Annotated in this window: 15 protein-coding genes and 1 tRNA gene; 10 read left to right on the forward strand and 6 right to left on the reverse strand. The window is 40.7% G+C overall.

The annotated features are described in order from the left end of the window. The first annotated feature begins 39 nt into the window (after positions 1-39). Positions 40-115, forward strand: a tRNA-Trp gene (locus HMPREF3129_RS12465). Between the two features lie 270 nt (positions 116-385). Here the strand turns inward: HMPREF3129_RS12465 and hdfR are convergent. Then, positions 386-1,210, reverse strand: a complete 825-nt coding sequence (gene hdfR / locus HMPREF3129_RS12470; protein ID WP_036919565.1) for an HTH-type transcriptional regulator HdfR — start codon at positions 1,208-1,210, stop codon at positions 386-388. 115 nt (positions 1,211-1,325) lie between these two features. Between hdfR and HMPREF3129_RS12475 the strand changes: the two genes are divergently transcribed. After that, on the forward strand, positions 1,326-1,664 hold the full coding sequence (locus tag HMPREF3129_RS12475; RefSeq protein ID WP_004246370.1) for a MaoP family protein: 339 nt from the start codon (positions 1,326-1,328) through the stop codon (positions 1,662-1,664). Between the two features lie 47 nt (positions 1,665-1,711). Here the strand turns inward: HMPREF3129_RS12475 and HMPREF3129_RS12480 are convergent, their stop codons facing one another. Further along, positions 1,712-3,244 (reverse strand): YifB family Mg chelatase-like AAA ATPase, encoded by a 1,533-nt coding sequence (locus HMPREF3129_RS12480; RefSeq protein ID WP_036920151.1) that lies wholly within the window; start codon positions 3,242-3,244, stop codon positions 1,712-1,714. 444 nt (positions 3,245-3,688) lie between these two features. On the opposite strand from HMPREF3129_RS12480, the gene ilvL reads away from it, so the two are divergent. From ilvL to ilvA, 6 genes are all read left to right on the forward strand, one after another. Beyond that, positions 3,689-3,790, forward strand: a complete 102-nt coding sequence (ilvL, locus tag HMPREF3129_RS12485; protein ID WP_017827031.1) for an ilv operon leader peptide — start codon at positions 3,689-3,691, stop codon at positions 3,788-3,790. 129 nt (positions 3,791-3,919) lie between these two features. Continuing rightward, a complete protein-coding gene (ilvG, locus tag HMPREF3129_RS12490) occupies positions 3,920-5,569 on the forward strand; it encodes an acetolactate synthase 2 catalytic subunit (protein ID WP_004246367.1) in 1,650 nt (549 codons plus the stop codon). Next, positions 5,566-5,844, forward strand: coding sequence for an acetolactate synthase 2 small subunit (ilvM, locus tag HMPREF3129_RS12495; protein ID WP_004246366.1), 279 nt, complete (start codon positions 5,566-5,568; stop codon positions 5,842-5,844). The genes ilvG and ilvM overlap by 4 nt, the downstream gene beginning before the upstream one ends. 10 nt (positions 5,845-5,854) lie before the next feature. Then, positions 5,855-6,781 (forward strand): branched-chain amino acid transaminase, encoded by a 927-nt coding sequence (locus HMPREF3129_RS12500; RefSeq protein ID WP_004246365.1) that lies wholly within the window; start codon positions 5,855-5,857, stop codon positions 6,779-6,781. Between the two features lie 72 nt (positions 6,782-6,853). Then, on the forward strand, positions 6,854-8,704 hold the full coding sequence (gene ilvD, locus HMPREF3129_RS12505; protein ID WP_004249676.1) for a dihydroxy-acid dehydratase: 1,851 nt from the start codon (positions 6,854-6,856) through the stop codon (positions 8,702-8,704). Between the two features lie 3 nt (positions 8,705-8,707). Further along, positions 8,708-10,282, forward strand: a complete 1,575-nt coding sequence (gene ilvA, locus HMPREF3129_RS12510) for a threonine ammonia-lyase, biosynthetic (RefSeq protein ID WP_004246363.1) — start codon at positions 8,708-8,710, stop codon at positions 10,280-10,282. Here the strand turns inward: ilvA and ilvY are convergent. Further along, positions 10,268-11,155 carry an HTH-type transcriptional activator IlvY gene (gene ilvY / locus HMPREF3129_RS12515; RefSeq protein ID WP_004246362.1) on the reverse strand — a complete coding sequence of 296 codons (888 nt, stop codon included), beginning with the start codon at positions 11,153-11,155 and terminating at the stop codon, positions 10,268-10,270. The genes ilvA and ilvY overlap by 15 nt on opposite strands. A 172-nt stretch (positions 11,156-11,327) precedes the next feature. Between ilvY and ilvC the strand changes: the two genes are divergently transcribed. Further along, entirely contained in the window at positions 11,328-12,803 is a 1,476-nt protein-coding gene (gene ilvC / locus HMPREF3129_RS12520; RefSeq protein ID WP_004249675.1) for a ketol-acid reductoisomerase, read from the forward strand. A 254-nt stretch (positions 12,804-13,057) separates the two neighbouring features. On the opposite strand, the gene HMPREF3129_RS12525 is transcribed toward ilvC, so the two are convergent. Both HMPREF3129_RS12525 and HMPREF3129_RS12530 read right to left on the reverse strand, forming a co-directional pair. Continuing rightward, positions 13,058-13,327, reverse strand: coding sequence for a type II toxin-antitoxin system YafQ family toxin (locus HMPREF3129_RS12525; protein ID WP_004246360.1), 270 nt, complete (start codon positions 13,325-13,327; stop codon positions 13,058-13,060). Beyond that, positions 13,328-13,576 carry a hypothetical protein gene (locus HMPREF3129_RS12530; RefSeq protein WP_004253075.1) on the reverse strand — a complete coding sequence of 83 codons (249 nt, stop codon included), beginning with the start codon at positions 13,574-13,576 and terminating at the stop codon, positions 13,328-13,330. 172 nt (positions 13,577-13,748) lie between these two features. Between HMPREF3129_RS12530 and rep the strand changes: the two genes are divergently transcribed. Beyond that, positions 13,749-15,770 carry a DNA helicase Rep gene (rep, locus tag HMPREF3129_RS12535; RefSeq protein ID WP_004249673.1) on the forward strand — a complete coding sequence of 674 codons (2,022 nt, stop codon included), beginning with the start codon at positions 13,749-13,751 and terminating at the stop codon, positions 15,768-15,770. Between the two features lie 74 nt (positions 15,771-15,844). Here rep and gppA read toward each other — a convergent pair whose 3' ends face one another. Further along, complete coding sequence (gene gppA, locus HMPREF3129_RS12540) at positions 15,845-17,353, reverse strand: guanosine-5'-triphosphate,3'-diphosphate diphosphatase (RefSeq protein ID WP_004246357.1); 1,509 nt, start codon at positions 17,351-17,353, stop codon at positions 15,845-15,847. Between the last annotated feature and the right edge of the window lies 1 nt (position 17,354).

Raw genomic sequence — 17,354 nt, forward strand, 5'->3', positions numbered from 1 at the left:
GGTCGCGGGTTCGAGTCCCGTCCGTTCCGCCAACTATTTAGGGGCGTAGTTCAATTGGTAGAGCACCGGTCTCCAAAACCGGGTGTTGGGAGTTCGAGCCTCTCCGCCCCTGCCAGTTACCAATTAAGTAATAACAAAATTTATACTACTTTGTAGCCCAGTTAATTAACTGGGCTTTTTGTTATATAAAAACCACTATATTTTTCTCCAATCCTTCCAACTCTGCCAATCCTAAATCGTATTTATAACTTTATGTATCATCCAAATGATTAATCTAACATTATTCACATAATATTTTTCTGGGTATTGAGTCTGTTATTAGTAATAACATGTGCTTCAATCATCAATTTTATTACTGATATATCAATTTGACTGAAGCACAATGCTACTGATGGTTGGAGACAGGTTGAGAAAGTAGTTGCTGAATTAACACTTGTTGATCACTGGTATTGAGCCATACAGCAAATAGAGGTTTTTGGATGATCTCTACTGCTGCTGGTGAGAGATCGGGATATAAATCGAGCCAATGAGTAGGTAAAAAAGCAACGGCATTTGTTGTTTTCATTAACTGATAAGCAATCATAGCTGAATTTGTTGTCAAAATAGGTTCTGTTTTTGGTGCAGAGCTATTTTGTGAAAGTGGTGACAAATCAGCACTCCACTCAATTTTGATAAATTGTGCGCTTTGCTGGTTCAGATGTGATGCTCTTTTCATTAGTTGAAATGTGATATTACCAATTACTTTACTTTCCAACTCATCCATTTTGGGTGCTTCTGTAGTAAAAAGCAGATCTAGCTCACGAGCATGAAGCTGCTTTACTAGAGATTGCCTTGTAGAGACTCTAGATTCAATTCTAAGCTCATTTCTTTTTAAGTAAGCCTCTTGTAGCCAAGAGGTTAGATAAGCGTCCCAGAGCGATGCTGTCGCACCAATTGAAAGTTCTGAGTGTTGGGAGGCGTGGCTAATTTCTTTTTTTGCCTGTAACCAGGTATTCATTAATGACTCAGCATAAGGGATAAGCCTTTCTCCAGCGAGTGTTAAGCGAATATTGTTACGATGGCGAGTAAACAAATTTGTCCCAAGTTGGGTTTCTAATTGGCGTATTCTAAAACTGACCGCAGACTGTGTTAAATAAAGAGATTCAGCGGCTCGGCCAAAGTGTCTTGTCTTACTGACTTCCAAAAAGGTTTTCAGTAATTCGGTATCCACATCTATCTCCAAAAAAATTTGTCGTTACGATTTAAATATTTTGTTTTACAGAACCGCATGACTCCCTAATACTCCGCGCCATAAGTATGACGATAGAGAATTAGGAGTGTGTCAGATGGCAGAAAGTTTTATCACGACTAATCGTTTTTTTGACAATAAACATTATCCGCGTGGTTTTTCTCGTCATGGCGATTTCACTATCAAGGAAGCCCAGATATTGGAACGTCATGGTCAAGCTTTCAATGAACTTGATTTAGGCAAACGAGAGCCTGCAACTGAAGCGGAAAAATTATTTGTTGCCATGTGTCGTGGCGAACGAGAAGCAGCTACTGTTGAAGAAAAAATTTGGAAGAAATATACCAGTCGTATAAGTCGTCCAAAACGTTTTCATACCTTATCGGGTGGAAAGCCACAGCTCGATCCATCTGATGACTATACCGATTCTGATGATTAATATCATTAGTTTTAATTTAAAAGGGGCGTATTTCGCTCCTTTTTTACTTACCCTTCTAACTGTTTTTGTAAATAGATCATCAGTCTATCCATGGCGCGAAAACTCAACGCTTCAATAAGATGATTTCGTTGTATTTTTTGCTCATTCTCAAGATCGGCAATAGTTCTCGAAACTCTTAAAATTTTATGCCATGCACGAATAGATAAGCCTAATTTATTCAATGTCTCTTCAAGAAAGAGTGCATCTTCGGTATGTAATTGACAAAAATGTTCAATCTCTTTACTTGATAAATAAGTATTAAGCTTGCCACTTCGCTGGAACTGACGTTCCCTGGCTTGTAAAACTCGAGCTCGTATGATGCTACTCGATTCATTTGTATGGGTCGATTGTAGTAGTGCACCTTGAGGTAATAATGGCATTTCAACGGATAAGTCAAACCTATCTAAAAAAGGTCCCGATACTTTGCTTAAATAACGTAATACTTGTTTTACGGGCGTTCGATTATGAGTACCTTGATAGTGCCCTGTAGGACTTGGATTTAATGCACCGACAAGTAACACATTTGCGGGATAGCTAATTTTGGCTTTAGCGCGTGAAATGGTAATTTTGCGCGCATCAAGAGGCTCTCTAAGTGCATCTAACACACGTCTATCAAATTCCGGCAATTCATCTAAAAATAAAATGCCATGATGTGCAAGTGTAATTTCACCGGGTTTAGGAATAGATCCACCTCCGGTTAAAGCAACGGCAGATGCCGTATGATGAGGTGCTCTAAAAGGACGTAAAGGCCATTTACCATCATGATGTATCGTATTTGATAGGCTACTGATAATTAATACATCAAGGGCTTCTTTAGCTGTAAGTGGAGGTAAGAGAGTATTAATGCGTTGCGCCAACATTGTTTTTCCTGTGCCGGGAGGGCCAAGAAATAAAATGTTGTGATTTCCTGCTGCTGTGATTTCTGCAGCTCTTTTTGCGTTATTTTGTCCAATAATATCACTAATATCTTTATTATTTTGGTTTTCAATTGTTTTGTGATTAATATTGTTTTTAGCTTCAATTAATGGAGTGTTATTTTCTAAATGATGACAAATATCCAAAAGATGGCTAGCTAATAACGCGGATTTATTAGGTAAGAGCGAAACTTCTGATTGATGTTCAATAGAAATGATAGATATTCTATTATCTTTGTTGGCGCTTAAAATTGAGGGAATAACCGCATTCACTTTTTGTAATTTACCGGAAAGTGCAAGCTCACCGATAAATTCATAACTATTTAATTTATCAGAGATTAATTGCTCTGAGGCAATTAAGATAGCTAACGCAATGGGTAAATCATAGCGGGCTCCTTCTTTAGGTAAATCAGCGGGTGAAAGATTAATCGTAATTCTTTTTGCTGGATAACTATATCCACTATTTATTAATGCGCTTCTTACCCTATCTTTCGCTTCTTTTACGACAGTTTCAGGTAAACCAACTAAAGTGAGTCCTGGTAATCCCTGGCTAATATGAGCCTCAATAGTAATAAGTGGTGCAGAGATCCCTAATGAGGCTCGCGTATATATTACTGCTAATGCCATTTTTTTATTCTCCATTATTTTCTCTCTTTTTAATTTATTTTTATTAAGGTGTTAAATAAGAAGTTAATTAAATGAGAGATATCTCGTAAATATTTAATTTATTGAAAAATATAGAAAATAAATAAAGTTAAAAAATAATTATTGGATAAAAAATTATTATTTATACGAAACTTTTTATTTTTGAATTTAATTATTTCTATTAACAGAACAAATAGTAAATTAATGGTTTTTCTTTCAGTATTAACCACTGCAATATAATTATTAAGTAGTGTTATATTCTGGTGCGTGACGGAGAGATAAAAATAGCTATATGTTTCATGTGGTTAGAATTATTTTAAAAATAATCATTGTCAACATGAAAATATCATGGTAACTCTAAAAGGACAGAGTGAAAGAGAACACAACACATACTATTTTTTACTACAGAAAAAGAATTTTAATATTATGAATACTATCGTCCTAGTGATTAGCCTAATTATTGTCAGCGTGGTGGTGATTATTAACCCACTGTGCGGGGCTGCACTAGGACGAAGAAAGGCTAACTAAACTAGCCGGATCTCAGAAAAACCCCCGCACCGAAAGGCGCGGGGGTTTTTTTTGAGCCAAGGTTTTTAAAGAGAATAAAAAAGAAAATAAATTAATATTAAACAAGAAGTTAAGACGCAGGGTGAAAGAATGAATGGAGCACAGTGGTTAGTTCAAGCATTACGAAAACAGCGAGTGGAAACGGTCTTTGGTTATCCTGGCGGTGCGATTATGCCTGTGTATGACGCACTCTATGATGGCGGTGTCGAACATGTTTTGTGTCGTCATGAGCAGGGAGCCGCTATCGCTGCTATCGGATTTGCTCGTTCTACCGGTACAACTGGTGTCTGTATCGCGACATCAGGCCCAGGCGCTACTAATGTCATCACAGGTCTTGCTGATGCATTGTTAGATTCTGTGCCTGTTGTTGCTATCACAGGGCAAGTTGCTTCAAATTTAATCGGGACAGATGCTTTTCAAGAGGTGGATGTACTTGGGCTCTCTTTAGCATGCACCAAACATAGTTTTCTGGTTTCTGATGTGAATGAACTGCCAAGAGTCGTATCAGAAGCATTTTCGATCGCTAAGCAAGGGCGTCCAGGCCCTGTGTTAATTGATATTACTAAAGATGTGCAATTAGCAGATGCTTCACATTTAGCTGATTATCCATTGCCACAAGAGCAAGAGTTTCCCTATCCCGAACACGAAATCGCGCAGGCTCTGCAGATGTTAGCACAAGCGAAAAAGCCGATTTTGTATGTTGGGGGCGGTGTAGCAATGAGCCAAGGTGTTGAGGCGCTAAGATCGTTTGTAAAACAGACGCAAATCCCCGTTGTTTCGACATTGAAAGGGTTAGGTTGTGCTAATGCATTTGATGCCAATTATTTAGGTATGTTGGGTATGCATGGTACAAAAGCTGCTAATTATGCCGTTCAACGTAGTGATTTATTAATTGCTGTAGGCGCTCGTTTTGATGATCGCGTAACGGGTCGTTTAAATACTTTTGCACCCAATGCAAAAGTGATCCATATCGATATCGATTACGCAGAGCTTAATAAATTAAAACAAGCCCATATTGCTTTGTTAGGTGATGCCAAAGTGTTATTACCTAAGTTATCTCAACCGTTAGCTATTGAGGCATGGCAAGAAGAGGTACAGCAATTAATCGCTGAATATGCTTGGCGCTATGATCATCCCGGTGAAGCAATTTATGCTCCTTTGTTGTTAAAACAGTTATCTGATGCTAAGCCTGAAAATAGCATTGTGACAACAGATGTTGGACAGCACCAAATGTGGTCAGCACAGCATATGACATTTGATGCGCCAGAAAATTTTATTACTTCTAGTGGGTTAGGCACGATGGGATTTGGTATCCCCGCGGCTATTGGTGCGCAAATAGCTAGACCTGATGCGTGTGTTATCTGTGTCTCTGGTGACGGCTCTTTTATGATGAATGTGCAGGAGTTAGGCACCATTAAACGTAAGCAATTACCTATTAAATTGGTGTTATTGGATAACCAGCGGCTTGGTATGGTACGCCAATGGCAAGAGCTGTTTTTTGAGCAACGTTATAGTGAAACCATTTTAACGGACAACCCTGATTTTGTTGCTTTGGCAAAAGCTTTTGATATTCCGGGGCAGCGTATTACAGAAAAAGCACAGGTTGCTGAAGCAATTAAATGTTTATTAACCAGTGATGGCCCTTATTTATTACAGGTATCTATCGATGATGCAGAGAATGTCTGGCCTTTAGTCCCGCCGGGCGCAAGCAATGATGAGATGATGGAGAAATCAAAATGAACCAACACAATATCACAATTGAAGCCCGTTTTTGTCCAGAGATCTTAGAACGTATCTTGAGAGTTATCCGCCACCGTGGTTTTCATATATGCTCAATGAATATGAATATCACAGAAAGTAACTATATTAATTTAGCTCTGACTGTGAGCAGTCAACGACCTGTTGATCTTTTATGTAGCCAGTTAACAAAGTTAGCTGATGTTGCAGGTATTCAGGTCTTACATCAACAACAAAAAGAAAAATTACAATTCATAAGTGCACTTAGTGCCATGTAAGGATAGAAGAATGACAAAGCAAGCTGATTATATTTGGTTCAACGGTGAAATGGTTCCATGGGCTGAGGCAAAAGTACATGTCATGTCTCACGCACTACATTATGGAACGTCTGTATTTGAAGGAGTACGTTGCTACGATTCCCATAAAGGGCCTGTCGTTTTTCGCCATCGTGAGCATATGCAACGATTGCATGATTCTGCCAAAATTTATCGTATGCCTGTCGCGCAAAGTGTTGATGAGTTAATGGAAGCTTGTCGCGAAACATTGCGCAAAAACCAGTTAGTCAGCGCTTATATTCGTCCTTTAGTTTTTATTGGTGATGTCGGAATGGGGGTTAATCCACCAGAAGGTTATAAAACCGATATCATTATTGCTGCATTCCCATGGGGGGCATATTTAGGTGAAGAGGCGTTAGATAAAGGGATTGATGCGATGGTTTCTTCTTGGCATCGAGCAGCACCTAATACTATTCCTACGGCTGCCAAAGCAGGAGGTAATTATCTCTCTTCATTGTTAGTGGGCAGTGAAGCTCGTCGCCATGGTTATCAAGAAGGGATTGCATTAGATGTTCATGGTTATCTTTCTGAAGGGGCTGGTGAGAACTTATTTGAAGTAAAAGATGGCGTTATTTTTACTCCTCCATTTACCTCATCTGCGCTACCGGGGATCACTCGCGACGCAATTATTAAATTAGCGAAAGATCTCGGTTATGAAATTCGTGAACAAGTCCTGTCTCGAGAATCTCTCTATCTTGCTGATGAAGTGTTTATGTCTGGTACCGCTGCAGAAATTACACCAGTTCGTAGCGTTGATGGTATTCAAGTTGGTATTGGTCGCTGTGGTCCAGTAACAAAAGCTATTCAGAAAGCTTTCTTTGGTTTGTTTACGGGTGAAACCGAAGACAAATACGGCTGGTTAGATCCTGTCAATCCATAATCATAATTAAATACATTTATTGAGCGAGTAGTTCGTTCCCTACTCGCTGTTATTATCGCAGGAGTGTGAAAAATGCCTAAATACCGTTCAGCAACAACGACACATGGTCGCAACATGGCTGGCGCCCGCGCATTATGGCGTGCAACAGGAATGACTGACGCTGATTTTGGTAAACCTATTATCGCAGTTGTAAATTCATTTACTCAATTTGTACCCGGTCATGTGCATTTGCGGGATTTAGGAAAACTGGTTGCAGAGCAAATTGAAGCTGCGGGTGGTGTGGCTAAAGAATTTAATACTATTGCGGTGGATGACGGTATCGCGATGGGACATGGTGGCATGCTTTATTCGTTACCTTCCCGTGAGTTAATTGCTGATTCTGTGGAATATATGGTCAATGCACATTGTGCAGATGCCATGGTATGTATTTCTAACTGCGACAAAATCACACCGGGTATGCTGATGGCGTCTTTACGCTTAAATATCCCAGTCATTTTTGTTTCTGGTGGACCGATGGAAGCGGGTAAAACCAAGCTTTCTGATCAATTGATCAAGTTAGATCTGGTTGATGCGATGATCCAAGGGGCTAATCCTAATGTCAGTGATGCTGATAGTGAACAAATTGAGCGTTCTGCTTGCCCTACATGTGGATCATGCTCTGGTATGTTTACGGCAAACTCAATGAATTGTTTGACTGAAGCGTTAGGATTATCGCAACCGGGTAATGGTTCATTATTAGCAACCCATGCTGATCGTAAAACATTATTTATTAATGCGGGTAAGCGTATTGTTGAATTAACTAAACGTTATTACGAACAAGATGATCTATCTGCATTACCACGTAATATCGCTAAAAAAGAAGCATTTGAAAATGCGATGATCTTAGATATCGCCATGGGGGGATCAACAAATACCGTTTTACATCTATTAGCTGCCGCGCAAGAAGGTGATGTTGATTTTAAGATGGAAGATATCGACAGACTTTCTCGCCAAGTTCCTCATTTATGTAAGGTGGCACCAAGTACCCAAAAATATCATATGGAAGATGTGCACCGAGCAGGTGGGGTGATGGGGATTTTAGGTGAATTAGACAGAGCAGGATTACTTAATCGTAATGTTAATAATATCTTAGGCTTAAGTTTGCCTGAAACATTAGCACAATATGATGTGATGCTAAGCCAAGATGAGCAAGTGAAATCAATGTACCAAGCCGGTCCCGCAGGTATTCGTACCACAAAAGCTTTTTCACAAGATTGCCGTTGGCCGACTTTAGATACCGATCGTGAACAGGGGTGTATCCGAAGTAAAGCGCATGCTTATAGCCAAGATGGTGGTTTGGCCGTGTTATCAGGTAATTTAGCGCAAGATGGTTGCATTGTTAAAACCGCGGGTGTGGATGAAGATAATTTAGTGTTTAGTGGCCCTGCTAAAGTATACGAAAGCCAAGATGATGCGGTAGAGGCAATTTTAGGTGGCAAGGTCGTTGCGGGTGATGTGGTCATTATCCGTTATGAAGGCCCGAAAGGGGGGCCCGGTATGCAAGAAATGCTCTATCCAACCTCATATTTAAAATCAATGGGATTAGGCAAAGCGTGCGCATTAATCACGGATGGACGTTTTTCTGGTGGAACCTCGGGGTTATCTATCGGACACGTTTCACCGGAAGCGGCAAATGGTGGGATCATTGGTTTAGTGGAAGAAGGGGATATTGTTGATATCAATATTCCAAATCGCGAAATTAACTTACGGGTAGATGAGAAAACACTAGCAGCCCGTCGTGAAGCACAACTTGCTCGTGGAGATAAAGCGTGGACACCTAAAGATAGGCAGCGCCAAGTCTCTTTTGCTTTACGTGCCTACGCGTCTTTAGCAACCAGTGCAGACAAAGGTGCTGTACGTGACAAATCTAAACTAGGGGGCTAACTCATGGCAGCCTTTAGACCTTTAACTTCAGCACCCAGTAGTGCTGAATATTTAAAAGCCGCATTAAGTGCGCCTGTTTATGAAGCTGCTGTCGTGACACCTTTGCAAGAGATGGCAAAAATTTCTCAGCGTTTAGAAAATACCATTTTAGTTAAACGAGAAGACCGACAACCGGTGCATAGCTTTAAACTGCGTGGCGCTTATAACATGATTGCAGGGTTAACGCCGGAGCAAAAGGCAAAAGGGGTGGTTACTGCATCAGCGGGAAATCATGCCCAAGGGGTGGCGTTATCAGCTAATCGAATGGGCGTAAAAGCATTAATTGTGATGCCTATTGCAACGGCGGATATCAAAGTGGATGCCGTACGCCAGTTTGGTGGTGAAGCATTGTTGTATGGGGCTAACTTTGATGAAGCAAAAGCAAAAGCCATCGCTTTGGCAAAAGAGATGGGATATACCTTTGTGCCTCCTTTTGATCATCCCGCCGTGATTGCAGGGCAAGCAACATTAGCAATGGAGCTGTTACAACAGGACGTCCATCTTGATCGTATTTTTGTACCTGTTGGCGGCGGCGGTTTAATTGCTGGGGTTGCTGTATTAATTAAACAACTGATGCCTGAAATAAAGATCATTGGTGTTGAGGCGGAAGATGCTGCTTGTTTAAAAGCAGCGTTAGAAGCAGGACATCCTGTTGAATTACCTCGCGTTGGATTATTTGCCGAAGGTGTTGCTGTCAAACGTATTGGCGATGAAACCTTCCGTTTATGCCAAAAGTATGTTGATGATGTGATAACCGTTGATAGTGATGCAATTTGTGCCGCAGTAAAAGATCTGTTTGAAGACGTACGCGCTATTGCAGAGCCTTCTGGTGCTTTAGCATTAGCAGGGCTAAAAAAATATGTTGAGGAGCATCAGATCAAAGGGGAACGTTTAGCCCACGTACTTTCTGGCGCTAATGTCAATTTCCATGGCTTACGTTATGTTTCGGAACGTTGTGAACTAGGTGAAAAACGAGAAGCGCTATTTGCCGTTACAATTCCCGAACAAAAGGGTAGTTTTTTGCGTTTTTGCCAAATTTTAGGACAACGTGTTGTTACTGAATTTAACTATCGTTATAGCGATGCCGATCCAGAAAATGCACGTATTTTTGTCGGTGTGCGTTTAAGCCAAGGGCTACAAGAGCGTAAGGAAATCGTGCAACAGCTAACGGAGGCGGGTTATCAAGTCTCCGATCTCTCCGATGATGAGATGGCAAAATTGCATGTGCGTTATATGGTCGGTGGTCGCCCTAATCAGCCATTAAAAGAGCGTCTGTTTAGCTTTGAGTTTCCAGAAGCACCGGGTGCATTAATGAAGTTTCTTAAAACATTAGGGACTTACTGGAATATTACGCTATTTCATTACCGAAGCCATGGTACTGATTATGGCCGTGTGCTGGTGGCGTTTGAGTTACCTGAAACGGAAGGGCGTTTTGAACGACATTTAGATGCGTTAGGTTATGAATATCATGATGAGACAGGAAATCCGTCTTTTCAGTTATTTCTTTCACCACAAACAGCCAGCTTAGTGGTGGAGTAGGCGCCAAAACGCACTGATCACAGGCTCTTGAAGGCGTTTGTGTAAACCACAAACGCCAAGTTCAAAGGGTTCTACCAGCGATATATTATCGAGCAAAGAGATACGGTTTCGTACCGGCTCAGGGCAGTTATCGACGACAACTTGCGGAATAAGTGCGATACCACAACCAAGAGCAACCATTGAAACAATCGCTTCATGCCCTGAAACAGTGGCATAAATAAGAGGATTTTGAATTCGATGGCGTTTAAACCATAAAGCAATGCGCTGTCGTGATGGGCCGTGTTCAGGAATGATAAAGGGAATATTGAGCCAATCCGGTTTTTCTTGTGTAGCAAGGTGTCGAACATTACCCGGTAGAGCAGGGGCAATAAGAACTAAGGGGATCTCGCCTATTTTCTCAAAGCAGATATTTTCAGGCAACTTCTCTGGTTTTCCTGCAATACCTAAATCGGCTTCATCTGAGATAACTTTATCCACAGCATCTGCGGCATCACCGGTAGTCAATTTTATCTCGACTAAGGGATTTTCCGCACGAAAACGGTCAAGGATCGGCGGAAGGTGACTATAAGCTGCAGTGACTGAACAAAATAGACGTAGCTCTCCAGACAAGCTGGGACTGTTCTGGTTTAGCGTATGTTTGAGTTGCTTATATTGCAATAAGGTGTGTTGAGCATAACGTTTAAGTTGTTCCCCTGCATCAGTCAGTGTGACTTGGCGGTTATCACGCAAAAAAAGTGGATGCCCTAGTTGTTCTTCAAGACGCTGGATCTGACGTGAAAGCGTGGATGGACTGACATGCATGGCTTGCGCAGTCTTGGTGAAATGGCAACTTTCAGCAAGATGTAAGAAGAGTTTGAGATCGCGAATATCCATGGTCAGCCGCCTAGGTAAATAGTAAAAATAACGTTGCATTTATTGCAACATCATCTTGTAAATATATCAATTTAAGCAATGGCTTTCATCCCCTATAGTAAAGTCATGCAATACCTCACCGAGAGTGGGGATAACAATAGCAAACATATACACAACGATTTGGGAGTCGCTCATGGCCAATTATTTTAATACATTGAATCTGCGTCAGCAGTTGTCGCAACTGGGTAAATGTCGCTTTATGTCTCGTGACGAATTTGCCGATGAGGCTAATTATCTAAAAGGTAAAAAAGTCGTTATTGTTGGCTGTGGTGCACAAGGTTTAAACCAAGGTTTAAATATGCGTGATTCAGGACTGGATATCGCCTACGCATTACGCCAAGAGGCTATTGATGAAAAGCGTGCTTCATGGCGTCGTGCCACTGAAAATGGTTTTGAAGTAGGAACCTATGAAGCATTGATCCCGCAAGCCGATTTAGTGGTTAACTTAACGCCGGATAAACAGCACTCCGCCGTTGTTCAAGCCGTTCAACCACTGATGAAGTCAGGCGCCGCTTTGGGGTATTCTCATGGGTTTAATATCGTTGAAGTGGGTGAAAAAATTCGTGACGATATTACCGTTGTGATGGTTGCGCCAAAATGTCCAGGTACTGAGGTGCGCGAAGAGTATAAGCGTGGTTTTGGTGTACCTACCCTAATTGCTGTTCACCCAGAAAATGATGCTAAAGGTGAAGGTATGGCCATTGCGAAAGCATGGGCGGCAGCCACAGGTGGACATCGTGCGGGAGTGTTGGAATCATCTTTTGTTGCGGAAGTAAAATCAGACCTGATGGGCGAACAAACTATCCTGTGTGGTATGTTACAAGCCGGCTCTCTGCTGTGTTATGACAAAATGGTTGCTGAAGGTGTTGAACCGGGCTATGCAGGTAAGCTTATCCAGTTTGGTTGGGAAACGATTACAGAAGCTCTGAAACAAGGTGGTATTACCTTGATGATGGATAGATTATCTAATCCTGCCAAAATGCGTGCTTATGCTTTATCAGAGCAATTAAAAGAGATTATGGCACCACTGTTTGCTAAACATATGGATGATATTATTTCAGGTAAATTCTCTGAAACCATGATGGCAGATTGGGCAAATGATGATAAAAACTTGCTGACATGGCGTGAAGAAACGGGTGCAAGCGCATTTGAAAATTATCCTGAATATGAAGGTAAAATCAGCGAGCAAGAGTATTTTGATCATGGCGTATTGATGGTTGCGATGGTTAAAGCGGGTGTTGAGCTGGCGTTTGATACAATGATTGAAGCTGGCATTATCGCTGAGTCTGCCTATTATGAGTCACTGCATGAATTGCCATTAATCGCGAATACGATTGCGCGTAAACGTCTGTATGAAATGAATGTGGTTATTTCAGATACCGCAGAGTACGGTAACTATCTGTTCTCTTTTGCTGCCGTGCCGATGTTAAAAGAGTTTATGACGAGGTTGCAAAGTGGCGATTTAGCGAAGCATGTTCCAGATAGTGGGACAGATAATGCTCAATTGCGTGATATCAATGAAGCCATTCGTCAGCACCCTATTGAGATTGTCGGTAAGAAATTAAGAGGGTATATGACGGATATGAAAAAGATTGCTGTTGCCAACTAATTTTTCGTCGCTTTTTACGCGATAAGTGCGTTGGCTGCACTCGGTTACCCAAGTCACATACTAATGTATGCTCCTTGGGATAACCTCCTTTGCCGCCTTCTTCTCACGCAAATAGCTTAGAAAAATAAGTACTAATATATTTTAAAAGATAAAACAGAATATTTATTATCTTGAAATAGATAGCTTAGAAAAATAAGTGCTAAATATATTTTAAAAAGATAAAACCACATATCTATCAATTTGATATGTGGTTTTTATTTAAATAAATCAGAATGTGAGCCAGTTCTGTCAAAATGAACAGTATCATTGTCTATTTTATAAATAAGTAGCCAATCAGGTTCGATATGAAGATCTCGACGAGGCTTCCAGTTTCCTGTTAATGGATGATCTTTCAATTGAGCAGGTAGTCGTTTTCCTTGCACTAATAGTAATATAATCTCTTTTAGTTTATTAATATCCTTTCCTCGCTTTTCTGCGAGTTTTAAGTCTTTTTTAAATTGTCCTGAATAACTCACTTTTCGCATTTAGATATCCAATTTTTTGAATAAATCATGGGCATCTTCAGCATAAAAAACATCATCACCTTTATCTGTTTTTGCAAAAGTGTTTAATGTTTTTTCATTTGGTTGTGTTTGATTACTTTCCACATAAACTCGAATGAGATCTCTTAAGATTTGAGAGGCTGGTCTGTGTTTATTTCGAGCTATTGCAACAAAAGCCTCTTTGAGCTCTATATCAACTTTAGTGGCTATTAATTCGCTTTTTATACTCATAATATACACCTCCATATTTGTTTGAATATTATACAAAGTAAAACTTTATTAAACAAGGTTAAACTTCCTTTACCTAGAGAAATAAAGCTCAAAAAACTGAACCATTTTCCTATGCGCTTTCTGCTACAATGACTCCCCGTGATATTCTTGGTTAATGAAGTTTGGAAAAATTATGCGATTAAATCCCGGTCAGCAAAAAGCAGTTGAATATGTGTCAGGTCCTTGTCTGGTCTTGGCGGGGGCCGGCTCGGGTAAAACACGGGTGATAACCAATAAAATTGCTTACCTTATTCGTCAATGCCGTTATTCTGCTAAGCAGATTGCTGCGGTGACTTTTACCAATAAAGCGGCGCGTGAAATGAAAGAGCGTGTTGCTCAAACATTGGGAAAACAAGAGGCGAAAGGATTAATGATCTCGACCTTCCATACATTAGGATTGGAGATTATTAAGCGAGAATACAAAGCATTAGGCATAAAATCCAACTTTTCTTTGTTTGATGATCAAGACCAATCCGCATTATTAAAAGAATTAACGGTAGATTTATTAGAAGAAGATAAAGATTTGCTATCACAGTTAAAGAGTCAAATCTCTAACTGGAAAAATGACATGCTCACACCTGAGCAAGTGATTGGTAGAGCACAATCGCAGCAAGATCATACTTTTGCCGAGTGCTTTCGACGTTATGAGCAACATTTACTAAGCTGTAATGTATTGGATTTTGATGACTTAATCAGTAAGCCTACCTTGCTATTACGTACTAATGAAGAAGTAAGGGCGCGCTGGCAACAGCGTATTCGTTATCTGCTGGTGGATGAATATCAAGATACCAATACAAGCCAATATGAGTTGGTGAAATGGTTAGTGGGTGAAAGAGCTCGTTTCACTGTGGTGGGAGATGATGATCAGTCTATTTATTCATGGCGTGGTGCGCGTCCCCAAAATCTGGTGTTATTGCAAAAAGATTTCCCACAGCTAAATGTGATCAAACTGGAACAAAATTATCGCTCATCAGGGCGTATTTTAAAATCAGCTAATATTTTAATTGAAAATAATCCCCATGTATTTGAAAAACGGCTGTTTTCAGAATTAGGTTATGGGGATGAGCTACGAGTATTAACCGCTAATAATGAAGAGCATGAAGCTGAGCGTGTAGCGGGGGAACTGATTGCCCATCATTTTATTAATAAAACTAATTATAAAGATTACGCAATACTCTATCGAGGTAATCACCAGTCGCGTATTTTTGAAAAGTATTTGATGCAAAATCGCATTCCTTATCGCATTTCGGGTGAAACCTCGTTTTTTTCCCGTGAAGAGATCAAGGATATTTTGGCTTACTTAAGAGTGATCACTAATCCGGATGATGATGCTGCATTCTTACGTATCGTCAATAAGCCTCGTCGTGAAATAGGCCCGATGACTATCCAAAAGTTGGGGGAGTGGGCTAAAGTCCGTGATAAAAGCTTATTTAATGCCTGTTTTGACTTGGGATTAAGCCAAACGTTAACAGGGCGAGGTTTAAGTGCATTACAGGCTTTTTCACAGTGGATGGCGCGAATTGTACAACAATCAGAGCGTGAGCCTTTGCTTGCTGTACGTGATTTGCTTCATGAAATGGATTATGAAAGTTGGTTATATGAAACCTCTAGTAGCGCGAAAGCGGCTGAAATGAGAATGAAAAATATTAACCAGCTTTTTTCTTGGATGAGTGAAATGCTTGAGGGGGATGAGTTACATGAACCCATGACGCTCTCTCAAGTGGTCAACCGTTTTACTCTGCGCGATATGATGGAGCGTGGCGAAACCGATGAAGAGTTAGATCAAGTGCAATTAATGACGCTTCACGCCTCAAAAGGACTGGAATTTCCACATGTTTTTCTGGTTGGCATGGAAGAGGGGATCTTGCCTCATCAAAGTAGTATCGATGAAGATAACGTTGAAGAAGAGCGGCGTTTAGCTTATGTCGGTATTACTCGAGCACAAAAGACATTAACTTTCACATTATGTAAAGAGCGGCGTCAATACGGTGAATTAATTCGTCCAGAGCCCAGTCGTTTTCTATATGAATTGCCTCAAGACGATCTCCATTGGGATACCAATAAAAAGAAAGTGTTAAGTGCTCAAGAAAAGCAAGAAAAAGGGCAAAAAGGGGTCGCTGGGCTTAAAGCGATGTTGGCGAGACATAAACCTTAGCTGTCTGTCAGTAAAAAATAAAATCCCTTACTTGCATGATAAGTAAGGGATTATTTTGAATCTAGTTAGACGTTTTAACCTATGCGTGAGTTATTTTGCTCTTCAAGCATTAATGGCCAATGAACGTAGCTTTGTAACTGTATCTCTTCATGAAGATTTTCCGCACGTAAAGGATGTTCAGCGATCCATTGATGTGGCAAGGTAATGATTAATTTTTCATCTTCAGTACGTAAACGCAGTGCAGGTAAAGTATCATCACGACGACGACTGGCAAAAATAATTGCTAGGCGAAGTAAACGTACCAAGCGGTATGCTTGATTTATCGGTAGCGCATTTTGCTGATTCAAAGGTGCGAGATCGATAATCCCCTTCTGATTTCTTAAAAATGAGGCGATTAAACGTCGTTGCGCGGGTGTATAACCAGGTAAATCAAGGTGAGAAACTAAATAACTGGCATGTGAAGGCGCTTGGCGAAAATCAACACTTAAGCCGATTTCATGTAAGGCACAAGCGCTGGAAAGTAGCTCTCGACAGCGATTATCTAATTGCCAACTTTTACTGACTTGAATGAAAAAATGCTCTGCTAATTGTTGAACACGATGGGCTTGCTCAATATCAATTTGGAAACGGCGCTGAATATTACGCAAAGTACGTTGACGAATATCTTGCTCAATAGGTAAATGCAACATACCGTAGACTAAGCCTTCACGTAGTGCACCACCGGCTAAGATCATATTTTCAATATGCAGGGTTTCAAAAATAGCGATCAGAATGGCTAATCCGCTAGGGAAAACAAGCGCTCTTTCGAAAGTAAGGCCTTCGATTTCTAACTCTTCAAGCTTGCCACACTCAATGGCTTTTTGTTTCAGTCGCTCTAATTTAGGTAAGGTAATTAATTCATCCATTCCTTGAGCAATCATGATCTCTTGTAATGCTTGAACGGTGCCCGATGCCCCCACACAAACCTGCCAACCTTGTTGGATAAGTTTTTCTGCCACAGGTGCAAGGATAGCTTTTGCTGCCTGTTGTGCTTGAGCAAAGTTTTCTTCTGTTAATGAGCGATCGCTAAAATAGCGCTCTAGCCATGTTACACAACCCATGCTCAAACTCATTAGCTGTGTCGTTTTAGCCCCCGTACCGGTGACTAATTCTGTGCTACCGCCACCAATATCTACCACCAAGCGCTGTTCTGCACCACCCGTTGTATGGGCAACACCACGATAGATAAGGCGTGCTTCTTCCTCACCACTGATAACATGAACCGTATTGCCTAATATTTCAGACGCTTTAGCGACGAAAATATCTGCATTTTTAGCAATACGTAAGGTCGCAGTTGCAACGACTCGGATTTGTTCTGCGGGAATATCTCTGAGATATTCAGAAAACAGTCGCAAGCATTGCCAACCACGCTCCATAGCCTGCTCTGACAGCTCGTTTTCTTTATTTAGGCCAGCAGCAAGTCTGACTTTACGTTTAACGCGAGATAATACTTGGATAGATCCCGCGATCTCACGAACGACTAACATATGAAAGCTGTTAGAGCCTAAATCGATAGCAGCATAAAGTGATGAGGATTTCAGCATA

The organism is Proteus sp. HMSC14B05, assembly GCF_001808035.1.
GTDB lineage: Bacteria > Pseudomonadota > Gammaproteobacteria > Enterobacterales > Enterobacteriaceae > Proteus > Proteus mirabilis.

Coding starts and splice junctions, on each gene's coding strand:
- HMPREF3129_RS12475 (WP_004246370.1), top strand. CDS start 1,326: ATGGCAGAAAGTTTTATCACGACTAATCGTTTTTTTGACAATAAACAT.
- HMPREF3129_RS12480 (WP_036920151.1), bottom strand. CDS start 3,244: ATGGCATTAGCAGTAATATATACGCGAGCCTCATTAGGGATCTCTGCA.
- ilvL (WP_017827031.1), top strand. CDS start 3,689: ATGAATACTATCGTCCTAGTGATTAGCCTAATTATTGTCAGCGTGGTG.
- ilvG (WP_004246367.1), top strand. CDS start 3,920: ATGAATGGAGCACAGTGGTTAGTTCAAGCATTACGAAAACAGCGAGTG.
- ilvM (WP_004246366.1), top strand. CDS start 5,566: ATGAACCAACACAATATCACAATTGAAGCCCGTTTTTGTCCAGAGATC.
- HMPREF3129_RS12500 (WP_004246365.1), top strand. CDS start 5,855: ATGACAAAGCAAGCTGATTATATTTGGTTCAACGGTGAAATGGTTCCA.
- ilvD (WP_004249676.1), top strand. CDS start 6,854: ATGCCTAAATACCGTTCAGCAACAACGACACATGGTCGCAACATGGCT.
- ilvA (WP_004246363.1), top strand. CDS start 8,708: ATGGCAGCCTTTAGACCTTTAACTTCAGCACCCAGTAGTGCTGAATAT.
- ilvY (WP_004246362.1), bottom strand. CDS start 11,155: ATGGATATTCGCGATCTCAAACTCTTCTTACATCTTGCTGAAAGTTGC.
- ilvC (WP_004249675.1), top strand. CDS start 11,328: ATGGCCAATTATTTTAATACATTGAATCTGCGTCAGCAGTTGTCGCAA.
- HMPREF3129_RS12525 (WP_004246360.1), bottom strand. CDS start 13,327: ATGCGAAAAGTGAGTTATTCAGGACAATTTAAAAAAGACTTAAAACTC.
- HMPREF3129_RS12530 (WP_004253075.1), bottom strand. CDS start 13,576: ATGAGTATAAAAAGCGAATTAATAGCCACTAAAGTTGATATAGAGCTC.
- rep (WP_004249673.1), top strand. CDS start 13,749: ATGCGATTAAATCCCGGTCAGCAAAAAGCAGTTGAATATGTGTCAGGT.
- gppA (WP_004246357.1), bottom strand. CDS start 17,353: ATGCTGAAATCCTCATCACTTTATGCTGCTATCGATTTAGGCTCTAAC.